Consider the following 19420-nt stretch of genomic DNA (forward strand, 5'->3'; position numbering starts at 1 on the left):
TAGCTATGCACGTGTGGCCGTAAACTGATCGCGAATGGCTGCCCAGGTGCGTTGAATTCCGTCCTCGAGACCAGTGGTATGTTTCCAGCCGAGAGTGTGGAGACGAGTGACATCCATAAGTTTACGTGGAGTGCCATCGGGCTTGCTGGCATCAAAGGCAAGTCGCCCTTGAAAACCAAGGACGCGGGCCACGGTCTCGGCCAGTTCGCGAACGGTGACATCTTCGCCGGTCCCTATGTTGATCAGTGGGGGAGCATCTTCGAGTAGAAGCGTGTCGAATCGGGCTTCGTCGAGATTCAAGAGGAAGATGCAGGCTTCTGCAAGATCGTCGGAGTAGAGAAGCTCGCGGCGCGGTGTCCCTGTGCCCCAGACTGTGATCTCATCTTTGCCATTACTGATGGCTTCTGCAGTCTTGCGAATGAGAGCCGGAAGCACGTGAGAGGTCGTCGGATCGAAGTTGTCGCCAGGCCCATAGAGGTTCGTCGGCATCGCCGCTAAATATTTGGTTCCGTACTGGCGGTTATAGCTCCAGCACATCTCGATGCCTGCAATTTTCGCGATGGCGTACGGGCGGTTGGTGGGTTCGAGCGGCCCAGTCAGGAGGTACTGCTCTTTGATTGGCTGAGGACAGAGTTTAGGGTAGATGCAGCTGGAGCCGAGAAAGAGAAGACGCTTCACGTATGCGTCTTTACTGGCTTCGATGACGTTGGTTTGGATGATGAGATTGTCGCGGATGAAGTCGGCCGGATAGGTATTGTTGGCCATGATGCCGCCTACTTTGGCCGCTGCAAGGATGACAAACGCAGGCTGCTCTGCTGCAAAAAAGCGACGGACGGCAAGTGTGTCGAGGAGATCGAGTTCGTCTCGCGACCGAAATATTAAATTGCTGAAACCATGTCGCTTTAACGCGCGAACGATGGCCGAGCCTACAAGACCATTGTGACCTGCGACGTAGATGCGGGAGTCAGAGTTCATATAGTTCAACGCGCTTCTCGTCCGATCAAATTGTGGTTGATAATCGATTCTTATTGATCTTGGGACTCATTAAACCAGCGAGATTAATGTAATCACGAGCTTCCAACTGCGCCGTCTATCGCCATCTGATAGATCTCAACCAGTCGCTGGTAGTTCTTCTCGGGGGTATGGGTTGCAAGATAGTGTTCACGTGCATTTTCGCGCATCTGCCGCACCGCTGCGGGGTTCTCCATAAACCATGCGAGCGCAGACGCGAGAGCCTGGTGGTCTGCGGGCGGGTACAGTAGTCCGGTTTCGCCCGGCTTGATGATGGCCGCCACGTTCCCAAGGTCCGCTCCAATCACCGGCAAACCAAGCGAGAAGGCTTCGATGACGACCAGCGGCAGCCCCCCTTCATACCAGATCGACGGCATGATCAGAACCCGCGCACTGCGCATGAAGTCCAGTATCTGGTCATGCGGCATGAATCCCTTGTAGATCAGTCGACTGCCTGGACGCTCTGCGGCGCGCTGTACCTCCTCGCGCATGGGCCCATCGCCCAGAATCACAATGTCCATACACAGGGTGCCAGCCGCGTCGGCATCGATCAACGTCTGCAAGCCCTTCTCCTGATTGAGCCTGCCGGCGAACAGAGCGTAGTCACCATCTCCGCTTCCCAAACCTCTGTCTTCCGTGGAGTTCGGCTTGACGAAGATCTTCTCGCGCGGAATGCGAAAGGTGCCAAGTTTATCGGCTGCGAATGAGGTCAGGGAGATGTAGGCCGCAATCTTGTCCGACCAGGTACCCAGTCGGTCGTGAACTGCCATGCCCAGCCCTGCAACGGCGCTTCCAAGATGGCTGGATCGATAACATGCGTGTCGAACGCCCGGAAGAAACGACCGGTTAGAGATGCACTCTTCGCACACGCCGCCGTCGCGAAAGAGCGTCGCACGTGCGCAGAGAATCCTGAAGTTATGCAGGGTATGGACCACGGGAACGCCAGCTTCGACACATGCGGCGAAGACGGATGGCGAAAGTGTGGGAAAGAAGTTGTGAACATGAACGACATCGGGCTTGGCTCGCTCGATCGCCTCGCGCATGCGCTGCTTACCGTCGGAAGAGTAGATCGATCCGAACGATGCGGTGATGCGGCTCAGTGCTCCCTGGATGTGGTCGTTGTCGACGTCGAGCCGAGCGACCGTGTGGCCATGAGAGTTGAGCAGCCCGGACTCTGTCGCGACGACGAGATCTTCCCCGCCAATCTGCTTATATCGATTATGAGCAATCAGTATCCGCATGTGTTTTGTTGCAGATGTTCCTGCAAGTCATAGGATACCTTGACTTGCAGGACGGACGATGAATGCACGTGTGTTGGAGTGTTATACGCACGCAACTTCGTTTCCCGCCGTGAAGAATGGATTGCTATGTTCCTATGCGTGTTCGCTAAAGATGGTAGAAGTGATCGACTCCGAGCACCAGTGCCAGCGTAATGGCAGCGATAGCTATCTCGCCGATGGCTCCGACGAGGAAAGGCCGTGCTCCCTGTTTGAAGAGATCTTTCAGGTTGGTTCGAAGGCCGACTCCGGCGAAGGTGAGCAGGAAGGCCCAACGGCTTAGATTCCCTAGAGCGAGGAGTTGAGATTTGTTGAACCCGATGGCAGCGAGGGAAGGATTCGCCGAAGAGCCGAGCGTAGCGAGCAAGGAGATGAAGAGGAAGCCGAGAACGAACTTGGGGAACTTCTTCCATAGGAACGCCGCCTTATTATCGAGCTGCGCAGTAGCGGCGCGGCTGGCCAGGCCCTTGCGCGCCCACTGAATCGCATAGGCCAGAACGACAAAGCCGATGAGGGCGTTGCGGCAGGTCTTGGCGAGCACGGCGAACTTGCCTGCGGCATCGGAGTAGAGGGCGCCGGCGGCTGTGGCCTCCGCGGTGTTGTCCACGGCCAGGCCAGCCCACAGGCCGTAGGCGCGGTCGCTCATATGCAGGGCATGGCCGATCAGCGGGAAGGTAAAGAGTGAGATCGCTCCCAGCGCAAGAATCGCAGCAATCGCAGTCGAAGAGTCCTCTTCGTCGGCGTCGATAACGCCTTGCGTGGCGATGATGGCGGAGACGCCGCAGACGCTGGAACCTACCGCAAGAAGCGTGGTGAGCTGTGGGCCTAGGTGAAAGGTGCGGCCAAGCCACGTCATGAAGGTGAGCGAGAAGGCGAATGCGATGAAGACGAGCAGGAGCGAGATGCCGCCGAGCTTGAGGATATCTCCTAGGATGAAGCGCGCGCCGAGCAGGATAATCCCGGCCTTGAGCCAGAACTCGTACGTCGCGACGCCGGCGCGAAAGATGTGCGGAAGACCGACGGTATTGGAGATCAGGATGCCGAAGAGAATCGCCCAGAGAACGTACTCGATATTTGGTAAGACGAGGTGATGCGTCTTGCCATAGGTGTTGATGAAGTGTTCGACGAACTTGCCGGCGTAGCCGACGACGGCCAGCAGCGCGATGCCTGGGAGCAGTCCGAGAATGGTGGAACGTTCGGCAGGACTACGACCGGGCGCGTGGGGCGGATATTCGGTGCGGAGGTCGGGTAGTTCGACTGGGGTGGCCATGGAGATCTCCTTGGTGCGGACGTTAGGGTACTGGCGGCGCTGCTTACCAGGGAACGGACTTGACCAGGCCGACGCGGACAAGGAGAGCGAGGGCGAGCGACAGGAGGACGGCCCAGGTATCGGTAGAAAGACGGGTGCGAGGAGTGGACATGGAGCGGTCTCCGGAAGAGAGGAAGGTACGCACGACGAGTGCGTGGCTATGACTCGAATGGTTGGGAAGAGAGCGGTGCGGAGGAAGAGCTAGCTACAACAACAGCGGGTGGACATGAGGTGCAAGGTCGCAAGTTGGCGGGAGACCGTCATGGTGAGCATAAGTGTACACCAATGCGGCTGGCGCGGCAGGATGGATGGATCAGGCTGTGGCTAGACGGTTGGCCTTCGATTCTGCCTGTAGGCGCAGCTTGCCAGTCTTCCGGTGGATCTTCTCGATGAGCAGGCTGTTGGCTGGCAGATGGCGGTTTGCGCGGTCGAGCAGGAGCAGGTAGTCGTGCCAGTCGCCGGTGGTCTGCTGTATCTCGTTCAGGCGTTTGGCTACTCTCGCTGCGGACTTGGAGGTCTCGCCGCCGATCTCTGCGATGTAGCGGGCGGTCTTGCAGGCCTTGCGGATGGTGTGGAGCTGGTCGTCGTGGTGAGGATCGAGGCCTTTGATGGTGTTAGCGAGCCAACTCTGCGCGTTGTCGGCGAGAGCTGCGCCACTGAGGTTGAGATCGGCGGCGGGAGCCAGCGTCGTTTCGAGGCGTTCAAGGGCGCGGCGGATCTCGTGCTGGTCGTCGAGGATGCGCTGCTGCAGTTTGGTTGCGGCTCGTTCTCGCTTGGGGGCGAGATCCTTGTCGAGCTGTGTTGCGTCGTTGACTGCCTTGTAGTGGGCGAGGATGTCGCGGTGGACGTCGAGGTCGCGGACTGTTCCGGCGGCGCGTCGGATCTTGCGGATTGCCTGCCTGAGCTGCTTCGTCCGCTTCGGCGCTTGAGGCAGATCAGCAGTTGCAGTGAGGAGTTCGAGGACAGCCTCGATGCGGCGGGTTGCGGAGCGAAGGTGGTGAACGGGCTTTGGCTTCGGATCGTCCAGACATTCGGCCATTGCGGCCTTGAGATCCAGAGCGTGGCGAAGGAGCGTGATAACAGGTTGCGGCATAGATCGGATCCTTACAGGTGCTTGTTCTAAGAGATGCATATTTCGTGTATCGACGTTCGGGCTGCAACACAGTCGCGGTAGAAAGTTGCGCGCAACCGTGGTTAGGAACGGGGGTTCAGTGAGATGTAGGTAGGAGGTCGTTATGAAGATCGCAAACTTGAAGTCGATGATTCTGAAGGGTGCAACGGTTGGCTTACTGGCGGGTGCGTTTGCGTTGGCCGCTCCGGCGAAGGCAGATGCCCAGGTGGTCGTTGGTGTGGGATTCGGTCATCCGCACTATGCGTATGGCTACGCTCCTCGCTACTATGCTCCGCGTGTCTACGCGCCCGGTTATTATGCGCCTGGCTACTATGGATGGCATCGCCCGGTGTATCACAATGACTATCGCCGCCGTTGGTAAGGACGGCTGACGCGATCACGGTTCGGTGTTAGCAGTGTTCGCAGGCCGGTTGCGGAGATGTCTCCACGCCGGCCTTGCTGTTTGTGCCGCTCTCTTCCGGTGTGAGCGGCTGGTAGTAGCGGCTCTCGGGTGAGGCGCAACCGGCGCAGAGTATCTGTCCGTTGCGGCGCACTTCGCGGTCATAGTTGATGCCTTCGCCGCACTGTTCGCAGGTGATGCGTGCGGACTTGTAGCCTGGCATCTCGCGGGGATGGATAGGAACGCTGACCCACTCTTCGCTGAAGAGGTCTTCGTCCGGTAGTTCGCGGTAGGCGAGCATCTGTTGCTCGTTCTTGTTTTCGATGTGGGGGAAGAGGTCGCGGGCGCGTTGCTTCGATGATTCGAGGGCGGCGATGCGGAGGGCTTTGTAGACCGGGGTGTCACCGTGCGGTGCGAGGTGCGCAGTGAGATCTACGAATGTGGCGGCCATCTTTCCCCAGTCGCGGAACTTGATGGCGCGTTTGCCGAGGCGGCACCCGGTGACGACGGCGATGGCGTCGGTGGCGCAGCGGTCGATCTCGATGAAGGTGACGAGGCGCTTGCGGTCGGCGCCCTTGGGGTCCTGGACGCCGAGGCGTTCGCAGCCGAGCATGGCCATGCGGACTCCGAGGATCTGTCCAGCGCAGAGGTGGCCGTGGGCGATCTCGGCTTCGCGGAGGAGGGCGTCGAAGGTCTGCATAAGTTGATGATACTGCTGACGGGTTGTGGCGCGCTGCGATTGCATTTGACCATGCCAGATACCGGCGGTACTATTCGAGGCCCGAGGTGATTGATGAGTGAATATGCCACTACCATCAGCATGCTTTTGAAGCAGAAGAGTGGACGGGTTGTGTCCACGGCACCGGATGCGTCCGTCTACCAGGCCATCGAGATGATGGCGGAGAAGCAGGTGGGCGCGCTGCCTGTGGTGGAGTCTGGCGTGTTGCTGGGCATCATCTCCGAACGCGACTACGCCCGCAAGGTGATCCTGCAGGGCCGGTCCTCGAAGGAGACGCCGGTCTCGGAGATTATGAGCAGCCCTGTGATCACGGTGACACAGCACCAGACGGTGGGTGAGTGCATGCACCTGATGACGCGGAGCCGGATACGGCATCTGCCGGTGGTGGAGGCCGGCGCGATCATTGGGATGGTGTCGATCGGCGACCTGGTGAACTGGGTGATCACGGAGCAGGAGTCGATTATTCAGCACCTTGAGGCGTATATCTCCGGTTCGGTGTCGAATTAGGCGATGGCAGGGTACCCCTCCCCTTGGGGGTACCCCTTGCTAAGTGGTTTATTTGCAAATATTTGCGCATTTTGGTGTCTGTAAATATTTCATTCGAGATGAGTTACGGCTAAAAATTTGTTTCTAAAGGAGATAAGGCCCGGCTTGTGCGCCGGGCCTTTCTTTTTTGTCTCTAGTTCTATTCTAGCGGGTGGACGGTAACTAGTACGCAACGTGAATCTCCGCGACTGGCGCGGGTTTTCGTTGCTTGGGGGCTTGACATGGCAGATGCTTGTCCTGCCGGACGGGCCCACTGCACGTGGGGTGGTCACTTCGTGACTTTTGTACGCCTTCGGGTGGGCCTCCCGTTGGTCGGCTTTGGATTCCGACCAGCGGGAGGAGTAGGGTGCTCGTTGCGCCACGGCAAGGTATACGCGTCACGAAGTGACCTCGCGCCGAGCAGGCGGCCCGTCCGGCAGGACATTAGCTTTAGGAAGCTTTGAGAAGGCATCAAGAGCGTCATGTAATCGCGCAAAGATCATCGCGGGCGGGATGACCTCGGCGACGTGGTGGCGGTTGAAGTCTTCCTTTGTATCCCAGGGAAGCCTCGCGAATCCCAGCTCGACGCCTGCACACTTCAGGTTTTTCTGAAGCTCCAGAACGACGCGGGCGGCGCTGTAATCAAGGTGGGTTATGGCCTCGGCGTCGACGACGAGCCAGCGGACAGCGGAGGGTGCCTGGCCTGTGAGTTCGAGGACCTCCTTGGCGAAGCGGCTGGCGTTGGCGTAGAAGAGTGCGGCACCGAAGCGGTACATGACCAGTCCGGGCTCGGTGACGGTGTGGGGAGCGGTGGGGATGAGCTTCCAGGTGCCGTCGGCGTCGAGCATCATGACGCCGGTGCGGGGGTGGTAGCTGTGCTGCACGATGCGGAGGAGCGAGACGATCATGGCGACGACGATGCCCTGCTCTACCCCTACGGCGACGACGACGACGGCGGTCATGACGGCGAGGGCGAACTCGGCGGGGCTCTCGCGGCGGATCGCTTCCAGGCTGCGCAGATTGATGAGACGGACGGCGACGAGGAGGACAAGGGCTCCCAGCACGCACTGCGGAAGGTACTGCAGGGGCCGGGTGAGAAAGAGCAGGACGAGTGCAACGACGGCGGCGGTGGAGACCTGGGCGAGCTGGCTGCTGCCGCCTACGGATTCGACCATGGCGGTCTGGGTGGGGCTGCCGTTGACGACGAAGGCTCCGCTGAGGGCGGCGACGGCGTTGGCGGCTGAGAGGCCGAGCAGGTCCTGATCTTCGTCGAGCGTCTGCTGGTGGCGTTCGGCGTAGACGCGGGAGGTGGCGGCGCTCTGGGTGAGGATCATGACGGCGCAGGAGGCGGCGACGGAGACGAGGGGGAGGATGTCGTCCCAGTGGACGTCGGGGAAGCTGAGATGCGGCAGGCCGCCGGCGACGGGGCCGATGATGACGATGCCGTGGCCGGCGAAGTTCCATGTGGCGCTGGCGGCGATGGAGCCGACGACGGCGAGGAGGCCTCCGGGGATGCGGGGGGCGAACTTACGCAGGAGGAGTACGAAGGCGAAGACGGAGCCGGAGACCAGCAGGGTGGGGAGGTGCATGGTGCGGAGTCCGCGGCAGACTTCGGCGAGTGCGACGAGGGTTTTGCGGGAGTGGGTCTGGATACCGAGGGTTTGGCCGAGGACGGCGATGCCGACCTGAAAGCCTACGCCGGTGAGGAAGCCTGCGAGGACGGTCTGGGAGAGGAAGTCGGCGATGAAGCCGAGCTCGAGCAGCCGGGCGAGCAGGAGGAAGAGGGCGGTGAGGAGGGCGACGAGTCCGGCGAGTGCGACGTAACGGGCGCTGGCGGCGGGCGCCATTCCGTTGAGGCCGCCGGCGAGGATGGCGGCGGTGGCGGAGTCGGCTGAGACGACCAGGTAGCGGGAGGAGCCGAAGGCCGCGAAGGCGAGGAGAGGGAATAGAAGGGTGTAGAGGCCGGTGACGATGGGCATGCCGGCGATGCGGGTGTAGCCGAGGGTCTGGGGGATGTTCATCGCGGCGAGGGCGATGCCGGCGAGGGTGTCGCGGAGTGCGCTGGCTCGCTTGATGGGGCGAATGCCCTGGAACAGACTCAGCAAATGAAGGCTCCTGCGCGGTTTCGCGGCGGTGTGGAGGAACAGGTGCGCCGGCGAAACCGATTGATGCTGAATGCTATATCAAAAAGTTTGCGGCGTTTTTTTAGAGCGGGCTAGTTGTCGTCGGAGGAGTCGCCGTCTTCGATGATGGAGGCCGAGCCTACGACGTCGTAGGTGGTGGGGTCGCCGCCGGTGGGTTTGAGGGTGACGCGCATGGGCAGGCGCTGCCACTGGGCGGGCTGGCAGACGGGGATGAAGTGGTCGGTGTCGGGCCACTTGCCGATCTGTTTCTGGACGACGGGGCGGCGTGCTCCGAGCTGGGCGACGACGGCGTAGAGGCCGCCTTTGGCGGTGGAGGCGGTACCGCAGTAGGCGGCGTAGTCGCGGAACCAGACGACATCGGAGACGGTGGCGTCGAAGTCGGGGAGGTGGAGGGCGGTGATGTGGCCGGTGAGGCGGTCGACGGAGAGCCAGGGGCCGGGCTGCCAGATCCAGTGGGGTTCGGTGGCGTTGGGGAGGGCGTCGTTGAGGCGGAGGGCGCGGCGGACGGTGAAGGTGCGGTCGGTGATGTCGTGGATCTCGCCGGTGGTCCACTCTTTCTGGCGGTCATCGACGAAGAGGGGGCGGATTTTTAAGGTTGAGGTCTCGTCGGCTTTGGTGTCGGGGGTGGCGTCGGGCTGGGTGTAGGGGACTTTGCGGAAGGGGCCGAGGGTGACGGTGTGGACTTTGGGGACGGCTGCGAGGAGGGCGGAGGGAGCGGCGAGTGCGCAGAAGAGGAGCAGGACACGGAGGGTGCGTGGCAGGTGCAGGCGTTGCAGGCTCAGGTGTTGCGGGGGCGGACTTGGCAGGGGCGGACTCGAACTCAATGGGGGAGCTTTCGCGTGCGAATTTTTGTGGTCAATGCCATGCTATCCGACGCACAGGGTTTTTTATGCGGCAAAGTCCGTGGTGGCGTAACACTTTTGAGGGGGAAGAAAACGGAGGATTGGCGGAAGAAAATGCGTCGAAGGGGGAAAGATATTCGCAGGTATTCAAATAGGTGCAAAAACTGTGGAATAGATTGTGAACACAAGGTGATTCGCATGGGTTGCAGAGTAGTATCGTGGAAAGAATGCGTGCTGCCGTTGTGGTGGCGCGTGCGACAGCCCCGGGCGGGAACATCTGAAAGCAGCACGAAAGGATATTAAAGAATATGTGGAAACCGAATCAGACTGGAAGCAACTCTCCCTCGACTCCTGAACCGGTGCGTCCTTCGACGCCTGTAACGACTTTTGAGGCGAGCCCAACCCGTCCTGCGACCGTCGGCTCAAGCACCAGCGCGACTGCGGTGCCGACCGGCGAACAGGCAACTATCGGCAAGTCCCTGATCGTCAAGGGCGAACTGACTGGCTCGGAGTCGTTGTACATCGACGGCAAAGTGGAAGGCGCGATCAACCTGCCGGGGAATCGTGTGACGGTAGGCCGCAATGGACAGGTCGCGGCGAACATCGTTGCGCGTGAGATTGTGGTTCTGGGCAAGGTCCGGGGCAACTGCCAGGCGAGCGACCGCGTGGATATTCGCAGCGAAGGCTCGCTTACGGGCGACGTCATTGCGGCACGCATCTCGATTGAGGATGGCGCGTTCTTCAAGGGCGGCATCGACATTCGCAAGCCCGGCGGAACGGATCTGAAGGGCGGCTCTGCAACCCCGATCACTGAGCCTGTGGCCGTCGAAGCGTAAGACTTTACTTCGACGCGGCGTAGGTTTTGTTGTTCAAGCGTATGACGGCTCCGGGTTATTCCGGGGCCGTTTTGCGTTTGCGTGTGCGCTAAAACAAGCGAGGAGGCAGATTGCGAAGGATGGCGAAGACGGCGGCGAGGGTGATCGCGGTGTAGAGGAGAGCTGGTGGCGGATCGGGCCACTGGATTGGCTTGCGCTGGAGGAGTCGGCGGTAGTGGGCGAGGGTGTAGACGATGGCGACGGGGAGTGCGAGGGTGATGAGGGCGTTCAGGTGCAGGGCTTCGCGCAGATGTCCGCGTAGGAGAGCGGCGATGGCGCGGGTGGCTCCGCAGCCGGGGCATTGCAGGTGGAGGTACTGGTAGAAGGGGCACCGGGGGTAGAAGGTGCTTTGGTTCGGAGGGTATCGCAACAGAACGGCGGCGGCGAGCGCTACGGCAGCAGGGGGTGCAGCCGCCCGCGTGATTGCTGCGAGGCGGCTGCGGGTGATCAACGGGCTGCGTTCCGGTACATCAGGCTCTGCTTGATTTGGTTGATCTCGTTGAGTTTGTACTGAAAGTAGATGCCGCCGAAGAAGAAGGTCATGACGGCGCTCAGGCGGAGGCCCAGGGGTTCGGGGCCGTTGAAGTGCTGCTCCAGGTTCTCTCGCAGGGTGAAGCGGGCGATCAGGCGCATGACCCAGGCGGCGATGGAGATGAGGGTGCCGAGGATGTTTCGGTGGTAGGCGTGGTGGTGGCCTATGGCGATGAGGACGGTCCAGGAGCTGCCAAGGTTTGCGAGCACAAGCACGGTTGCGATGATGTAGTAGATCAGCGCCTTGCTGTTGGGCTGCACGCGGTTCACCCAGCTGGCAATGACGAGGTTCCAGGCCACAACGAAGAGTGTGCAGGTGAAGAAGCCGAGCAGAAGCTCCAGTCCCCAGTTCAGATTGGGCGGGTTGGGATAGGTGGTGCCTGAGGGCGCTGGATAGGCGGCGGGTGTTGCGTAGGCTTCGGCCGGTGCGTAGGCTGCGGGTGCGCCGAGGATCTGTGCGACGGGGAGCCATTCGGACATCTCTTCGCTCTTGGCCATGTCAGTGGGCAGGACGTTTCCGGAGGCGACGTAGCGGCGGAGGTCTTCGAGGGTGTAGGGGCCGTAGATCTGTCCGTTGCGTGAGACCTGATAGTTCATGCGAAGCTCCTCGGGTCGCTGCAATGGCGACGAGATTTTCTGTACCCCGATGAAAGCACGGACTTTGGTTTAGCACAAGAGAGGATATGTCCTGCCGGACGGGCCCGCTGCTCGCGGGGAGGTCACTTCGTGACTCGTATACCTTGTCACGCCCGAGCAAACGACATAGGTCCTCCCGTTGGTCGGAATCATCATTCTGCCGACCAACGGGAGGACCACCCGAAGGGGTATATAAATCACGAAGTGACCTCCCGCTGAGCAAGCGGCCCGTCCGGCAGGACAATGTCTTTTAAAAGTGGTAAGTAAGGTCGCCCGCTGCGATGAACTGCGTCTTTTTCGTCCCAAGGTCGTACGCCGCCAGATCGTACGAATGCTCCAGTCGAATCTCCGGCCGAAACAGAACGGTGCTGCCGATCCAATGGCCGAAGCCTACGAGGTGCTCGGAGTATTTGGTGGCGTAGCCCGTACGCTGGCCCTTGATGTCGTCCACGAACTCGTTGCGAATGGAGAGATAGTTCTTGTGATTGAACTCCTTCTCCACATAGTTGACGACGGCGACCTCGGGAGCGAAGCAGGTCCTCTCGCCGAAGGAGCAGAAGGCTCCGTTCGCGCCAATCTCAGGCTTGATCGGGTTGGCGACGTTGCCCGCGATGTTCGGCACGTCTCGCTCGTACATGTACCAGGTCTCGGTGTCGGTGTGCCATGTTGAGTTGATCTTGTGATACCAGGTCTCGTAGTAGCCCTGCAGGTTGTTGTAGGCGTACTCGCCGTTGTTGACGGAGTTGGCGCAGGTATAGAGCGCGTCGCCGCCTTTATGCCACGTGTAGTCGACGCAGGCGGTGCCGGTGGGCTTTACATCTTTCGTCCATGGGGCGACGTCGTTGCCGCCGGAGAAGCCGGCCTGCACGAGCCAGTGATCGGAGAGCTTGATGCTGGCCACGATGCCGGTCTGCGTGAATGGATCGATTGTGTAAAGAATCGAGTGCGAGTAGGTGTAGTTGTTCGGAGCGAGCTGCGCTTCGATATCGGGAAGCGAGACGTAGCGCCCCATGCGGATGTTCATTCCCTTTGCGATGTGCGGAAGGTAGAGGTCGAAGTAGAACATGACCGGGTCATAGCCGTACTCGTGATTGCGCGCGAGAAGCTGTTGCGAAAAGATGCCCTTGGCCGTGGTGTAGCGATAGTCCTGGCCCCAGAGTTGTGCGAAGCGAAAGCCGTAGTCGACGTGATCGGTCTGTACGGTATCGGGCAGGCGCTCGACGAAGAGCACCTCCTGGTCGGGGATGATGCGGTTTGGATTGTAGTAGTACGCGGCGGGTGAGTTGGCGCCGTCGCCCTTGTTGGAGGTGCTGACGTCGAAGCCGCCGTTCAACCACCCGTAGACCTTCATGCGGCTGCGGTTCTGGTTGATCGCCTGCATCAGGGAGTAGGTCTGGGTATCGGGCGCGCCGATGACGGGCGTTCCGCCGACGCTGTAGTCACCGCTTGGAAACGGAGGGGAGTCGAGCGGTGCGGCAAAGCCCCGGCGAACAGGATCGGGACCGGCGGGCAGCGTTGGATGCCAGTCTTCCTTGTAGGCGTCGGAGAAGCGGATGAAGAAAGGCTTCGCTGCTTCAGGTGCCGGTGCATCCGGGGTAGACGCGTGGGCTGCGGATTCGGATGCGTTCGCGCTTGGCGAAGCGGCAGCGTGGTCCTGCGCATGCGCCGAGGTTGTAAACCATAAGAGCGTGGCTGCATTCAGAGTCAGAAGAAGAGCAGATACTTTGTGCATGAATAGGAGTTCGCCGCTCTCCTTCGAGCGGGCATCCTCCTATGAAATGCTCTTCGACATAAAGAAACTATGTGGAATGCATAAAGAAAACATAAAGATGTCTATGCGTCGTCGTTGCCCGTGGGGCGAAAGCGATAGCCGATCCACGGCTCGGTGACGATGTAGGCGGGCTCATCGGACAACTCGATCTTCTTGCGCAACTGGCCGATGTTGACGCGCAGATACTCGGGCTGATCGGCGTTGGTTCCCCAGACGGCGTGCAGGAGCGCGCGATGGGTGAGGACCTGACCTGGATGCTGCGCCAAGCAGACGAGCAGGTCGAACTGCTTCGGCGTCAGGTGGACGTCCTGGCCGCGCACTGCGACACGATGCTGCGGTATATCGATCACGAAGTCGCCGAGGCTCATGACCTGCTGCTGCGTCTCTGCCGCTGCGTACTTTCGCCGCAGTTGTGCGCGCACGCGAGCCTGCAGCTCCTGAATGCTGAACGGCTTGGTGACGTAGTCGTCCGCACCCGCGTCCAGGGCTTCGATCTTCATCGCCTCCTGATTGCGGACGGAGAGAACGATGATGGGAACGTCGGAGACTGCGCGGATCTCGCGGCACAGCTCGACGCCGTTCATCTCCGGCATGGAGACGTCCGTGATCACAAGGTCCGGCTTCCACGCGTGGACAGCCTCCATGCCGAGGACGCCGTTGGCCGCGACCTGCAGCGAGTAGCCCTGCGTGGAGAGCGCCGTGCGAAGGACGCGGGTGATCTGCGCCTCGTCGTCGACGATGAGAATCTTTGCGTGGTGCTCCAGTTCATTCTGCTTCATTCGCGCTCCGGATGCTGCGTGACGATGTGAACATCCACATTGGGGGATTCCTTCAAAAAGTGCTGAATTGCCCAGTAATAGAGATATTTTTTGATGCCGTGGATCGCGGTGCGCCCGAAGACAACATGGGTGATGCGCTTCTCGCGGACGAAGCTCGCGGCGGCGTGGGCGATGCTCTTGCCTTTGACGACGAAGACCTGCGCGTCCAGATTGCGTGCGAACTGCAGATTCGCGGCGAGCGTTTTTTTCTCTTCTTCCGAGAGGTCTTCGTCCGTGTCGACGTGGACGATGAAGAGTTCGCCGCCGACTCCCTCGGCCACACGGGCGCCGCGTGCGATCAGCATCTGCGACGAGCTGTTGGCGCTGATGCAGACGGCGACGCGCTCCCGCACGGCCCAGTGCGCCTCGATTCGCTTTGCGTCCATGTAGGCGGTCAGCGTGCGGTCGACGGCCTTAGTCACGTGCTGCAGCGCAAGCTCGCGCAGGGCGATCAGGTTTCCGCGGCGGAAGAAGTTGGCGAGGGCTTTTTCGGCGCGTGCTATTCCATAGATATCTCCGCGGCGCATGCGGGTTTGCAGGGCCTCGGGGGTCAGGTCGGCCATCACGATCTCGTCGGCGCGCTGCACCAGCCAGTCGGGCACGGTCTCGCGAATCTGCACGCCGGTGACGCTCTGCACCGTGGGGGCGACGCTCTCGATGTGCTGCACGTTCATCGTCGCCAGCACGTCGATGTTGGCGGCGAGGACATCCAGCACGTCCTCGTAGCGTTTGCGATGGATGCTGCCTTCGATGTTGGTGTGGGCGAGTTCGTCGATCAGCACAATCTGCGGGCGGCGAGCGAGGATTCCATCGAGATCCATCTCCTCGAAGAGCACGCCTTTGTAGTCGATGGTGCGGCGGGGAATTTGCTCCAGTTGCGCGGCCAGCTCCGCGGTGCGCGGGCGTCCGTGAGTCTCCACCACGCCGATGACGATGTCTTCTCCACGCTGATGCCTGCGGATCGCCTCGCTCAGCATGTTGTAGGTTTTGCCTACGCCGGGCGCGTAGCCGAGGAAGAGCTTGAAGGTGCCTCGCGTCTTCTCCGGCGCGACTTTCTCAAGCCACTCGTCGGGACTCTTTGCAGCGGGGATCGGATTGTCGCGTGTGCCCATAAGGATAAGATAGGTGCGTGCAACGAAAGCTCAGATATAGTCTCTTCCGCTACAGTATCTCCACGGCGAGTGCCGCTGTCATTGTAGCCGTCTACTTCCGTTGGCCGCACGTCAACGAGACTACCGTAGCGCTGACCTTCCTGGTCGGCATCCTGCTGGTGGCCGCAAACTGGGGCCTGCGCCACTCCATCTATCTGTCGATTCTCTCCGCGGCGGCGTTCAACTTCTTCTTCCTTCCGCCGGTTCTTACGTTCACCATTGGCGACGGCCGCAACTGGGTTGCGCTGCTGGCATTCCTTGTCACGGGCATCGTCGCCAGCCAGCTTGCAGAGCGTGCGCGCCGCGAGGCGAAGATCTCCCACAGCCGCCAGCGCGAGGCCGAGCAGCTATACGAGTTCAGCCAGCAGATGCTGGTTACGGGCAACGTCATCGACCTGCTCAACATGCTGCCGCAGATGATCGCCGCGACCTTCGGGCTAGCCGGAGCCGCGGTCTACCTGCGCGAACGGGACCGCGTCTATCGCTCCAGCCCCAACTACATGGACGTTACGGCGACAGAGCTTCGCGACGCGGCGTTTACGCGAGACCATAGCCACGACGAGGCCAGGGACGTAACGCTGGTGCCGATTTTGCTGGGAACGCGCCCGATCGGCGCCGTCGGCATCACCGGCTCCGGGACTTCGCCTGAAGCGCTCGATGCGGTGTGCGGACTGGCTGCGATTGCTATTGAGCGGGCCGGCGCGGTGGAGACGCTGACGCGGGTGGAGGCTTCGCGTGAGAGCGAACGTCTGCGCAATGCGCTGCTGGACTCCGTAGCGCACGAGTTGCGGACGCCGTTGACCTCGATCACCGCCGCGATCACCAGTCTTCGTACCGATCCGCTGCTGAACGTCGAGCAGCGTGAGGAGATGATGGAGGTGATCGAGGAGGAGGCTGCACGGCTGGACCGGCTCGTGGGGCAGGCGATGGAGATGGCGGAGCTCGATGCGCACGAGATCAAGCTCGATCTCCGCATGCACTCCATGCGCGAGGCCGTCGATATTGCGCTGGAGGCTGTTCACTCCGCGATGAAGGCGCATCCTGTGGAGCTTCGACTGCCCGACTCGCTGCCGCCAGTGCAGATGGACATGGAACGCATCGCGAAGGTGCTGCAACATCTGCTCGAGAATGCGGCGAAGTATTCGGAGGAGGGAAGCCCGATCTTTATCAGCGCGGAGGTCTCTCGCGGACAACTGGTCACCAGCGTTGCGGATCGCGGAGCGGGTGTCGATGACTTCGAGCGCATGATGATCTTCGACAAGTTCTACCGCGGCCAGGGGCAGCGTTACCGTGTGCAGGGTACGGGGATGGGGCTGGCCATCGCTAAGGCGATCGTCGAGGCGCACGGTGGTTCGATCAGCGTAACCAGCCAGCCTTCGCAGGGGTCTGTCTTTTCCTTCTACCTGCCGCTACAGGCATCGGGCCAATAGCTCGAAGAGAGGTGCAATCCCGACCAACGGGAGGGCACCTGCCGCGCGTTCTTGCAAAGAGAAAAGAAGCCATGGAATGGCCGCTCTCCGCGGAGGAGGCCCGTCCGGCAGGACTAAAGCTTCGGAAGATCCGTAACGTTCCAACCGCCGCCAAGGGCCTTGATCAGAAGAACACTCGCATCCATCTGGCGCCGCATGATGTCGATATCGTTCCGCTCGTTAGCCAGCGCGGTGGTCTGCGCCGTCACGACCTGCAGATAGTTATCGAGTCCGCCGACGTAGCGGTTGTTGAAGATCTGCTCGGCTGACTCCGCTGCCTGCGTGGCCAAATGTTGATGCTCGGCCTCCTGGTTCAGAACGCGCAGCGCCACCAGATTGTCCTCTACCTGTTGAAACGCATTCAGCGTCGTCTGCCGGTAGTTCGCAACCGTCTCGTCGTAGCTGGCGTTGGCTTGCTCGGAGACAGAGGCTCGACGGCCCGCATCGAAGATGGTCTGTGACAGCGTAGGCCCAATCGACCAGAGGAAGCTCGCCGGATTGAAGAGGTTCGTGAAGGTGGACCCTTCGAAGCCGACGGCGCCACTGAGCGAGATCGTCGGATAAAACGCAGCCCGTGCAATGCCGATGCGGTCGTTCGCCTCTGCAACGCGCCGTTCTGCGGCAGCGATGTCAGGACGGCGCTCCAGCAGCTCCGAGGGAAGACCTGTCGGGACCCTGGGTGGTTGCGCAGCGAGTGGTGCGCCCGCCAGCGTAAACGACGCAGGCGGCACACCGAGCAGAACCGCAATCGCATGTTCGAACTGGGCGCGCTGCAGGTTGATGTCGTGCGCTTGTACCTTCGCTGCCTCAAGCTGCGTCTTCGCCTGGTCGACATCCGATTTGTTCGCGACGCCGCCTTCGAAGCGATTGGTCGTGATCCTCAGGGCCTCTTCGTAGCTCCCGACGGTATCGTCCAACAGCTTTTCTTCAGCGTCCGCGCTGCGTGCTTCGAAGTAGTCCGTGGCAAGCTCCGCCTGCAGGCTCAGCAGAACCGTCTGCCGGTCGCCCGCACTGGCCTGTGCCTCTTCGCGTGCTGCACTCACGGTGCGGCGGACCCGTCCCCACACATCGATCTCGTAGTTGAAGTCCGCGGGCAACTGAATATCGGAGTCACCGTTTCCATTCGTGACCGATGTACTGAAGTACGGACGGTTGGAGGACTCACGAGTCCCTCCGACAAACGGCGCGACGCCGACCGTCGGATACAACGAAGCGCGGTTGAAGCGAATCAACGACCGAGCCTCGCGGAAGCGTGCATCCGCAGCCTTCAGGTCCTGGTTGTTCGCGGCGATCTGCGGCTCAAGAACGTTCAGTTCGGCATCGCCAAAGATCGTCCACCAGGCCCCGCGCTGGGTTGCGTCGGAAGGCTGGGCTACATGCCAGTTCGCTTCTTCTTTCGCAGCATCCGGAGACGCCTCCTTGAAGCCGGGAGCCGTCGGAGCCGTGGGCTTCACGTACTTCGGTCCAACCATGCAACCGCTCAGCAGAAGCGCGGCCGTACCAGCCGAAGCTGCAAGACGACGCCTCACTGCGCCCCCTCTTTCTTCTTCATCTGGCGCGCAGACTCATCGATATGATTTGCGATCTGCACCTCCTGCCCGCTGGCCAGCGAGTCAGACGGATTCAGGATCACAGCATCGCTCGTCGTCAGGCCGGAGGAGATCTCCACGTTGGCGCCGGCGTCTCTGCCGATCTTTACAGGCACAAGCTGCACGCGGCCGTTGCGGACCACGCCGACCCGCAGACCCTCCGCGCGGAACAGCAGCGTGTTCGACGGAATCATCAGGCTGACTGCCTGCTCCGGCAGCTTGAAGTGTACGAAGACATATGCGCCGGGGATAAGCTCGCCCTTCGGATTGGCGATATCGACTTCAACGTTCAGCGTTCGTGTCGCCTGATCAATTGCGTTTGCGTTGCGCGTGATGGTGCCTTCAAACGTCTTGCCCGGATACTCATCCAGCGTGAGCATCGCCTTACCGCCAATCTTCACGGCAGCGGAGTACGCCTCTGGAACCGAGACGAAGACCCTGATCTGGCCGATCGCCGCGAGATGAAAGAGCTCCTTCGGGGTCGAGTTTTGTCCGGCAGAGATCAACGCTCCAATGTCGGTATTGCGAGCCGTCACGATGCCGTCGAACGGCGCGTAGACCTTCTCGAACGACTGCAGCTGCTCCAGCCTGCGCACGCCTGCCATCGAGGCGTCCACAGCGGCCTGCTTAGCCGCTGCATCGCTCATCGCCACGTCGGTCTCCTGCTTCGATACCGAGTTCGTCTTCAACAGATTCTGATACCGCGCCGAGGTCGTATTCGCCAGATCGAGATTCGCCTGTGCGCTCTTCAGGTCTGCCTGCGCCACCTGTAGCTGCTGGTCGATCTCCGGCGTCTCGATGACAGCCATCAGTTGGCCCTTGCGAACGTGCGCTCCGATATCGAAGTACCAGTTCTTCAGGTAGCCGCTGGTACGCGAGTAGATCGGCGTATCGGTGAACGCCTGCGTGTTGCCAGGCAGCGCGATGTCGGACGACAGAGTCGAAGGCGCCGGGTAGATCACATTCACCGACGGAATCGCCGCGATGGCCGTGTCCTTCTGCAGCGTACTCTCCGATCCGTGCCGCGCCATGATGCCGAAGAAGACGACCAGAGCCAGGATGACCGCAACGACGGCCATGCCGATCCATGTGCCCCTGGTGATGCCGGGCCGCTCCGGTGGAGGCGGAACAGCCTCCACGGGAAACTCGCCGGACGGAGTGAGCCTGTCGTCTTGGGTCGCGGGTGTGGTCTCCGTTGCGCTCGTCATAGTTGCTCCTTCAG

Annotated in this window: 18 protein-coding genes; 4 read left to right on the forward strand and 14 right to left on the reverse strand. The window is 61.1% G+C overall.

Annotated features, from left to right (window positions below; genetic code table 11):
- Positions 1-3 precede the first annotated feature (3 nt).
- From GSQ82_RS15650 to GSQ82_RS15665, 4 genes are all read right to left on the reverse strand, one after another.
- On the reverse strand, positions 4-975 hold the full coding sequence (locus GSQ82_RS15650) for a GDP-L-fucose synthase (protein ID WP_158793138.1): 972 nt from the start codon (positions 973-975) through the stop codon (positions 4-6).
- Positions 976-1067: 92 nt separating this feature from the next.
- A complete protein-coding gene (locus GSQ82_RS15655; RefSeq protein ID WP_158793139.1) occupies positions 1068-2252 on the reverse strand; it encodes a glycosyltransferase family 4 protein in 1185 nt (394 codons plus the stop codon).
- 145 nt (positions 2253-2397) lie between these two features.
- Entirely contained in the window at positions 2398-3558 is a 1161-nt protein-coding gene (locus tag GSQ82_RS15660) for a YeiH family protein (RefSeq protein ID WP_158793140.1), read from the reverse strand.
- A 352-nt stretch (positions 3559-3910) separates the two neighbouring features.
- Positions 3911-4690 (reverse strand): CHAD domain-containing protein, encoded by a 780-nt coding sequence (locus GSQ82_RS15665; RefSeq protein WP_158793141.1) that lies wholly within the window; start codon positions 4688-4690, stop codon positions 3911-3913.
- 142 nt (positions 4691-4832) lie between these two features.
- Here GSQ82_RS15665 and GSQ82_RS15670 point away from each other — a divergent pair, with 142 nt between their 5' ends.
- Entirely contained in the window at positions 4833-5090 is a 258-nt protein-coding gene (locus GSQ82_RS15670) for a hypothetical protein (protein ID WP_216847097.1), read from the forward strand.
- A gap of 28 nt (positions 5091-5118) precedes the next feature.
- On the opposite strand, the gene GSQ82_RS15675 is transcribed toward GSQ82_RS15670, so the two are convergent.
- Entirely contained in the window at positions 5119-5853 is a 735-nt protein-coding gene (locus tag GSQ82_RS15675; protein WP_371417214.1) for an FmdE family protein, read from the reverse strand.
- A gap of 48 nt (positions 5854-5901) precedes the next feature.
- Between GSQ82_RS15675 and GSQ82_RS15680 the strand changes: the two genes are divergently transcribed.
- Positions 5902-6354, forward strand: a complete 453-nt coding sequence (locus tag GSQ82_RS15680) for a CBS domain-containing protein (RefSeq protein WP_158793142.1) — start codon at positions 5902-5904, stop codon at positions 6352-6354.
- Between the two features lie 416 nt (positions 6355-6770).
- On the opposite strand, the gene GSQ82_RS15685 is transcribed toward GSQ82_RS15680, so the two are convergent.
- Both GSQ82_RS15685 and GSQ82_RS15690 read right to left on the reverse strand, forming a co-directional pair.
- Positions 6771-8477 carry a SulP family inorganic anion transporter gene (locus tag GSQ82_RS15685; protein WP_158793143.1) on the reverse strand — a complete coding sequence of 569 codons (1707 nt, stop codon included), beginning with the start codon at positions 8475-8477 and terminating at the stop codon, positions 6771-6773.
- A 110-nt stretch (positions 8478-8587) separates the two neighbouring features.
- Complete coding sequence (locus GSQ82_RS15690) at positions 8588-9340, reverse strand: hypothetical protein (RefSeq protein WP_254061675.1); 753 nt, start codon at positions 9338-9340, stop codon at positions 8588-8590.
- 326 nt (positions 9341-9666) lie between these two features.
- On the opposite strand from GSQ82_RS15690, the gene GSQ82_RS15695 reads away from it, so the two are divergent.
- On the forward strand, positions 9667-10194 hold the full coding sequence (locus GSQ82_RS15695; RefSeq protein WP_158793144.1) for a polymer-forming cytoskeletal protein: 528 nt from the start codon (positions 9667-9669) through the stop codon (positions 10192-10194).
- Between the two features lie 88 nt (positions 10195-10282).
- Here GSQ82_RS15695 and GSQ82_RS15700 read toward each other — a convergent pair whose 3' ends face one another.
- The 5 genes from GSQ82_RS15700 to GSQ82_RS15720 form a co-directional block, all read right to left on the reverse strand.
- Positions 10283-10684 (reverse strand): DUF2752 domain-containing protein, encoded by a 402-nt coding sequence (locus tag GSQ82_RS15700; protein ID WP_216847098.1) that lies wholly within the window; start codon positions 10682-10684, stop codon positions 10283-10285.
- The gene (locus GSQ82_RS15705) at positions 10681-11361 is read right to left on the reverse strand and encodes a DUF4339 domain-containing protein (RefSeq protein ID WP_158793145.1); all 681 of its coding nucleotides are present in this window, start codon (positions 11359-11361) and stop codon (positions 10681-10683) included. The genes GSQ82_RS15700 and GSQ82_RS15705 overlap by 4 nt, the downstream gene beginning before the upstream one ends.
- 289 nt (positions 11362-11650) lie before the next feature.
- The gene (locus GSQ82_RS15710) at positions 11651-13132 is read right to left on the reverse strand and encodes an outer membrane beta-barrel protein (protein WP_158793146.1); all 1482 of its coding nucleotides are present in this window, start codon (positions 13130-13132) and stop codon (positions 11651-11653) included.
- 101 nt (positions 13133-13233) lie between these two features.
- Positions 13234-13950: a response regulator transcription factor gene (locus tag GSQ82_RS15715; protein WP_158793147.1), complete on the reverse strand. Its 717-nt coding sequence runs from the start codon at positions 13948-13950 to the stop codon at positions 13234-13236.
- Entirely contained in the window at positions 13947-15101 is a 1155-nt protein-coding gene (locus GSQ82_RS15720) for a histidine kinase (protein ID WP_158793148.1), read from the reverse strand. Before GSQ82_RS15720 ends, GSQ82_RS15715 begins: the two co-directional genes overlap by 4 nt.
- Before the next feature lie 17 nt (positions 15102-15118).
- Here GSQ82_RS15720 and GSQ82_RS15725 point away from each other — a divergent pair, with 17 nt between their 5' ends.
- Positions 15119-16570: a DUF4118 domain-containing protein gene (locus GSQ82_RS15725; protein ID WP_158793149.1), complete on the forward strand. Its 1452-nt coding sequence runs from the start codon at positions 15119-15121 to the stop codon at positions 16568-16570.
- A 113-nt stretch (positions 16571-16683) separates the two neighbouring features.
- Here the strand turns inward: GSQ82_RS15725 and GSQ82_RS15730 are convergent, their stop codons facing one another.
- The gene (locus GSQ82_RS15730) at positions 16684-18138 is read right to left on the reverse strand and encodes an efflux transporter outer membrane subunit (RefSeq protein ID WP_254061676.1); all 1455 of its coding nucleotides are present in this window, start codon (positions 18136-18138) and stop codon (positions 16684-16686) included.
- Positions 18135-19406 (reverse strand): efflux RND transporter periplasmic adaptor subunit, encoded by a 1272-nt coding sequence (locus GSQ82_RS15735; protein ID WP_158793150.1) that lies wholly within the window; start codon positions 19404-19406, stop codon positions 18135-18137. The genes GSQ82_RS15730 and GSQ82_RS15735 overlap by 4 nt, the downstream gene beginning before the upstream one ends.
- Positions 19407-19420: the final 14 nt, after the last annotated feature.

It is taken from the genome of Granulicella sp. L60, from assembly GCF_009765825.1.
Lineage (GTDB): Bacteria > Acidobacteriota > Terriglobia > Terriglobales > Acidobacteriaceae > Edaphobacter.

Coding starts and splice junctions, on each gene's coding strand:
- GSQ82_RS15650 (WP_158793138.1), bottom strand. CDS start 975: ATGAACTCTGACTCCCGCATCTACGTCGCAGGTCACAATGGTCTTGTA.
- GSQ82_RS15655 (WP_158793139.1), bottom strand. CDS start 2,252: ATGCGGATACTGATTGCTCATAATCGATATAAGCAGATTGGCGGGGAA.
- GSQ82_RS15660 (WP_158793140.1), bottom strand. CDS start 3,558: ATGGCCACCCCAGTCGAACTACCCGACCTCCGCACCGAATATCCGCCC.
- GSQ82_RS15665 (WP_158793141.1), bottom strand. CDS start 4,690: ATGCCGCAACCTGTTATCACGCTCCTTCGCCACGCTCTGGATCTCAAG.
- GSQ82_RS15670 (WP_216847097.1), top strand. CDS start 4,833: ATGAAGATCGCAAACTTGAAGTCGATGATTCTGAAGGGTGCAACGGTT.
- GSQ82_RS15675 (WP_371417214.1), bottom strand. CDS start 5,853: ATGCAATCGCAGCGCGCCACAACCCGTCAGCAGTATCATCAACTTATG.
- GSQ82_RS15680 (WP_158793142.1), top strand. CDS start 5,902: ATGAGTGAATATGCCACTACCATCAGCATGCTTTTGAAGCAGAAGAGT.
- GSQ82_RS15695 (WP_158793144.1), top strand. CDS start 9,667: ATGTGGAAACCGAATCAGACTGGAAGCAACTCTCCCTCGACTCCTGAA.
- GSQ82_RS15705 (WP_158793145.1), bottom strand. CDS start 11,361: ATGAACTATCAGGTCTCACGCAACGGACAGATCTACGGCCCCTACACC.
- GSQ82_RS15710 (WP_158793146.1), bottom strand. CDS start 13,132: ATGCACAAAGTATCTGCTCTTCTTCTGACTCTGAATGCAGCCACGCTC.
- GSQ82_RS15715 (WP_158793147.1), bottom strand. CDS start 13,950: ATGAAGCAGAATGAACTGGAGCACCACGCAAAGATTCTCATCGTCGAC.
- GSQ82_RS15720 (WP_158793148.1), bottom strand. CDS start 15,101: ATGGGCACACGCGACAATCCGATCCCCGCTGCAAAGAGTCCCGACGAG.
- GSQ82_RS15735 (WP_158793150.1), bottom strand. CDS start 19,406: ATGACGAGCGCAACGGAGACCACACCCGCGACCCAAGACGACAGGCTC.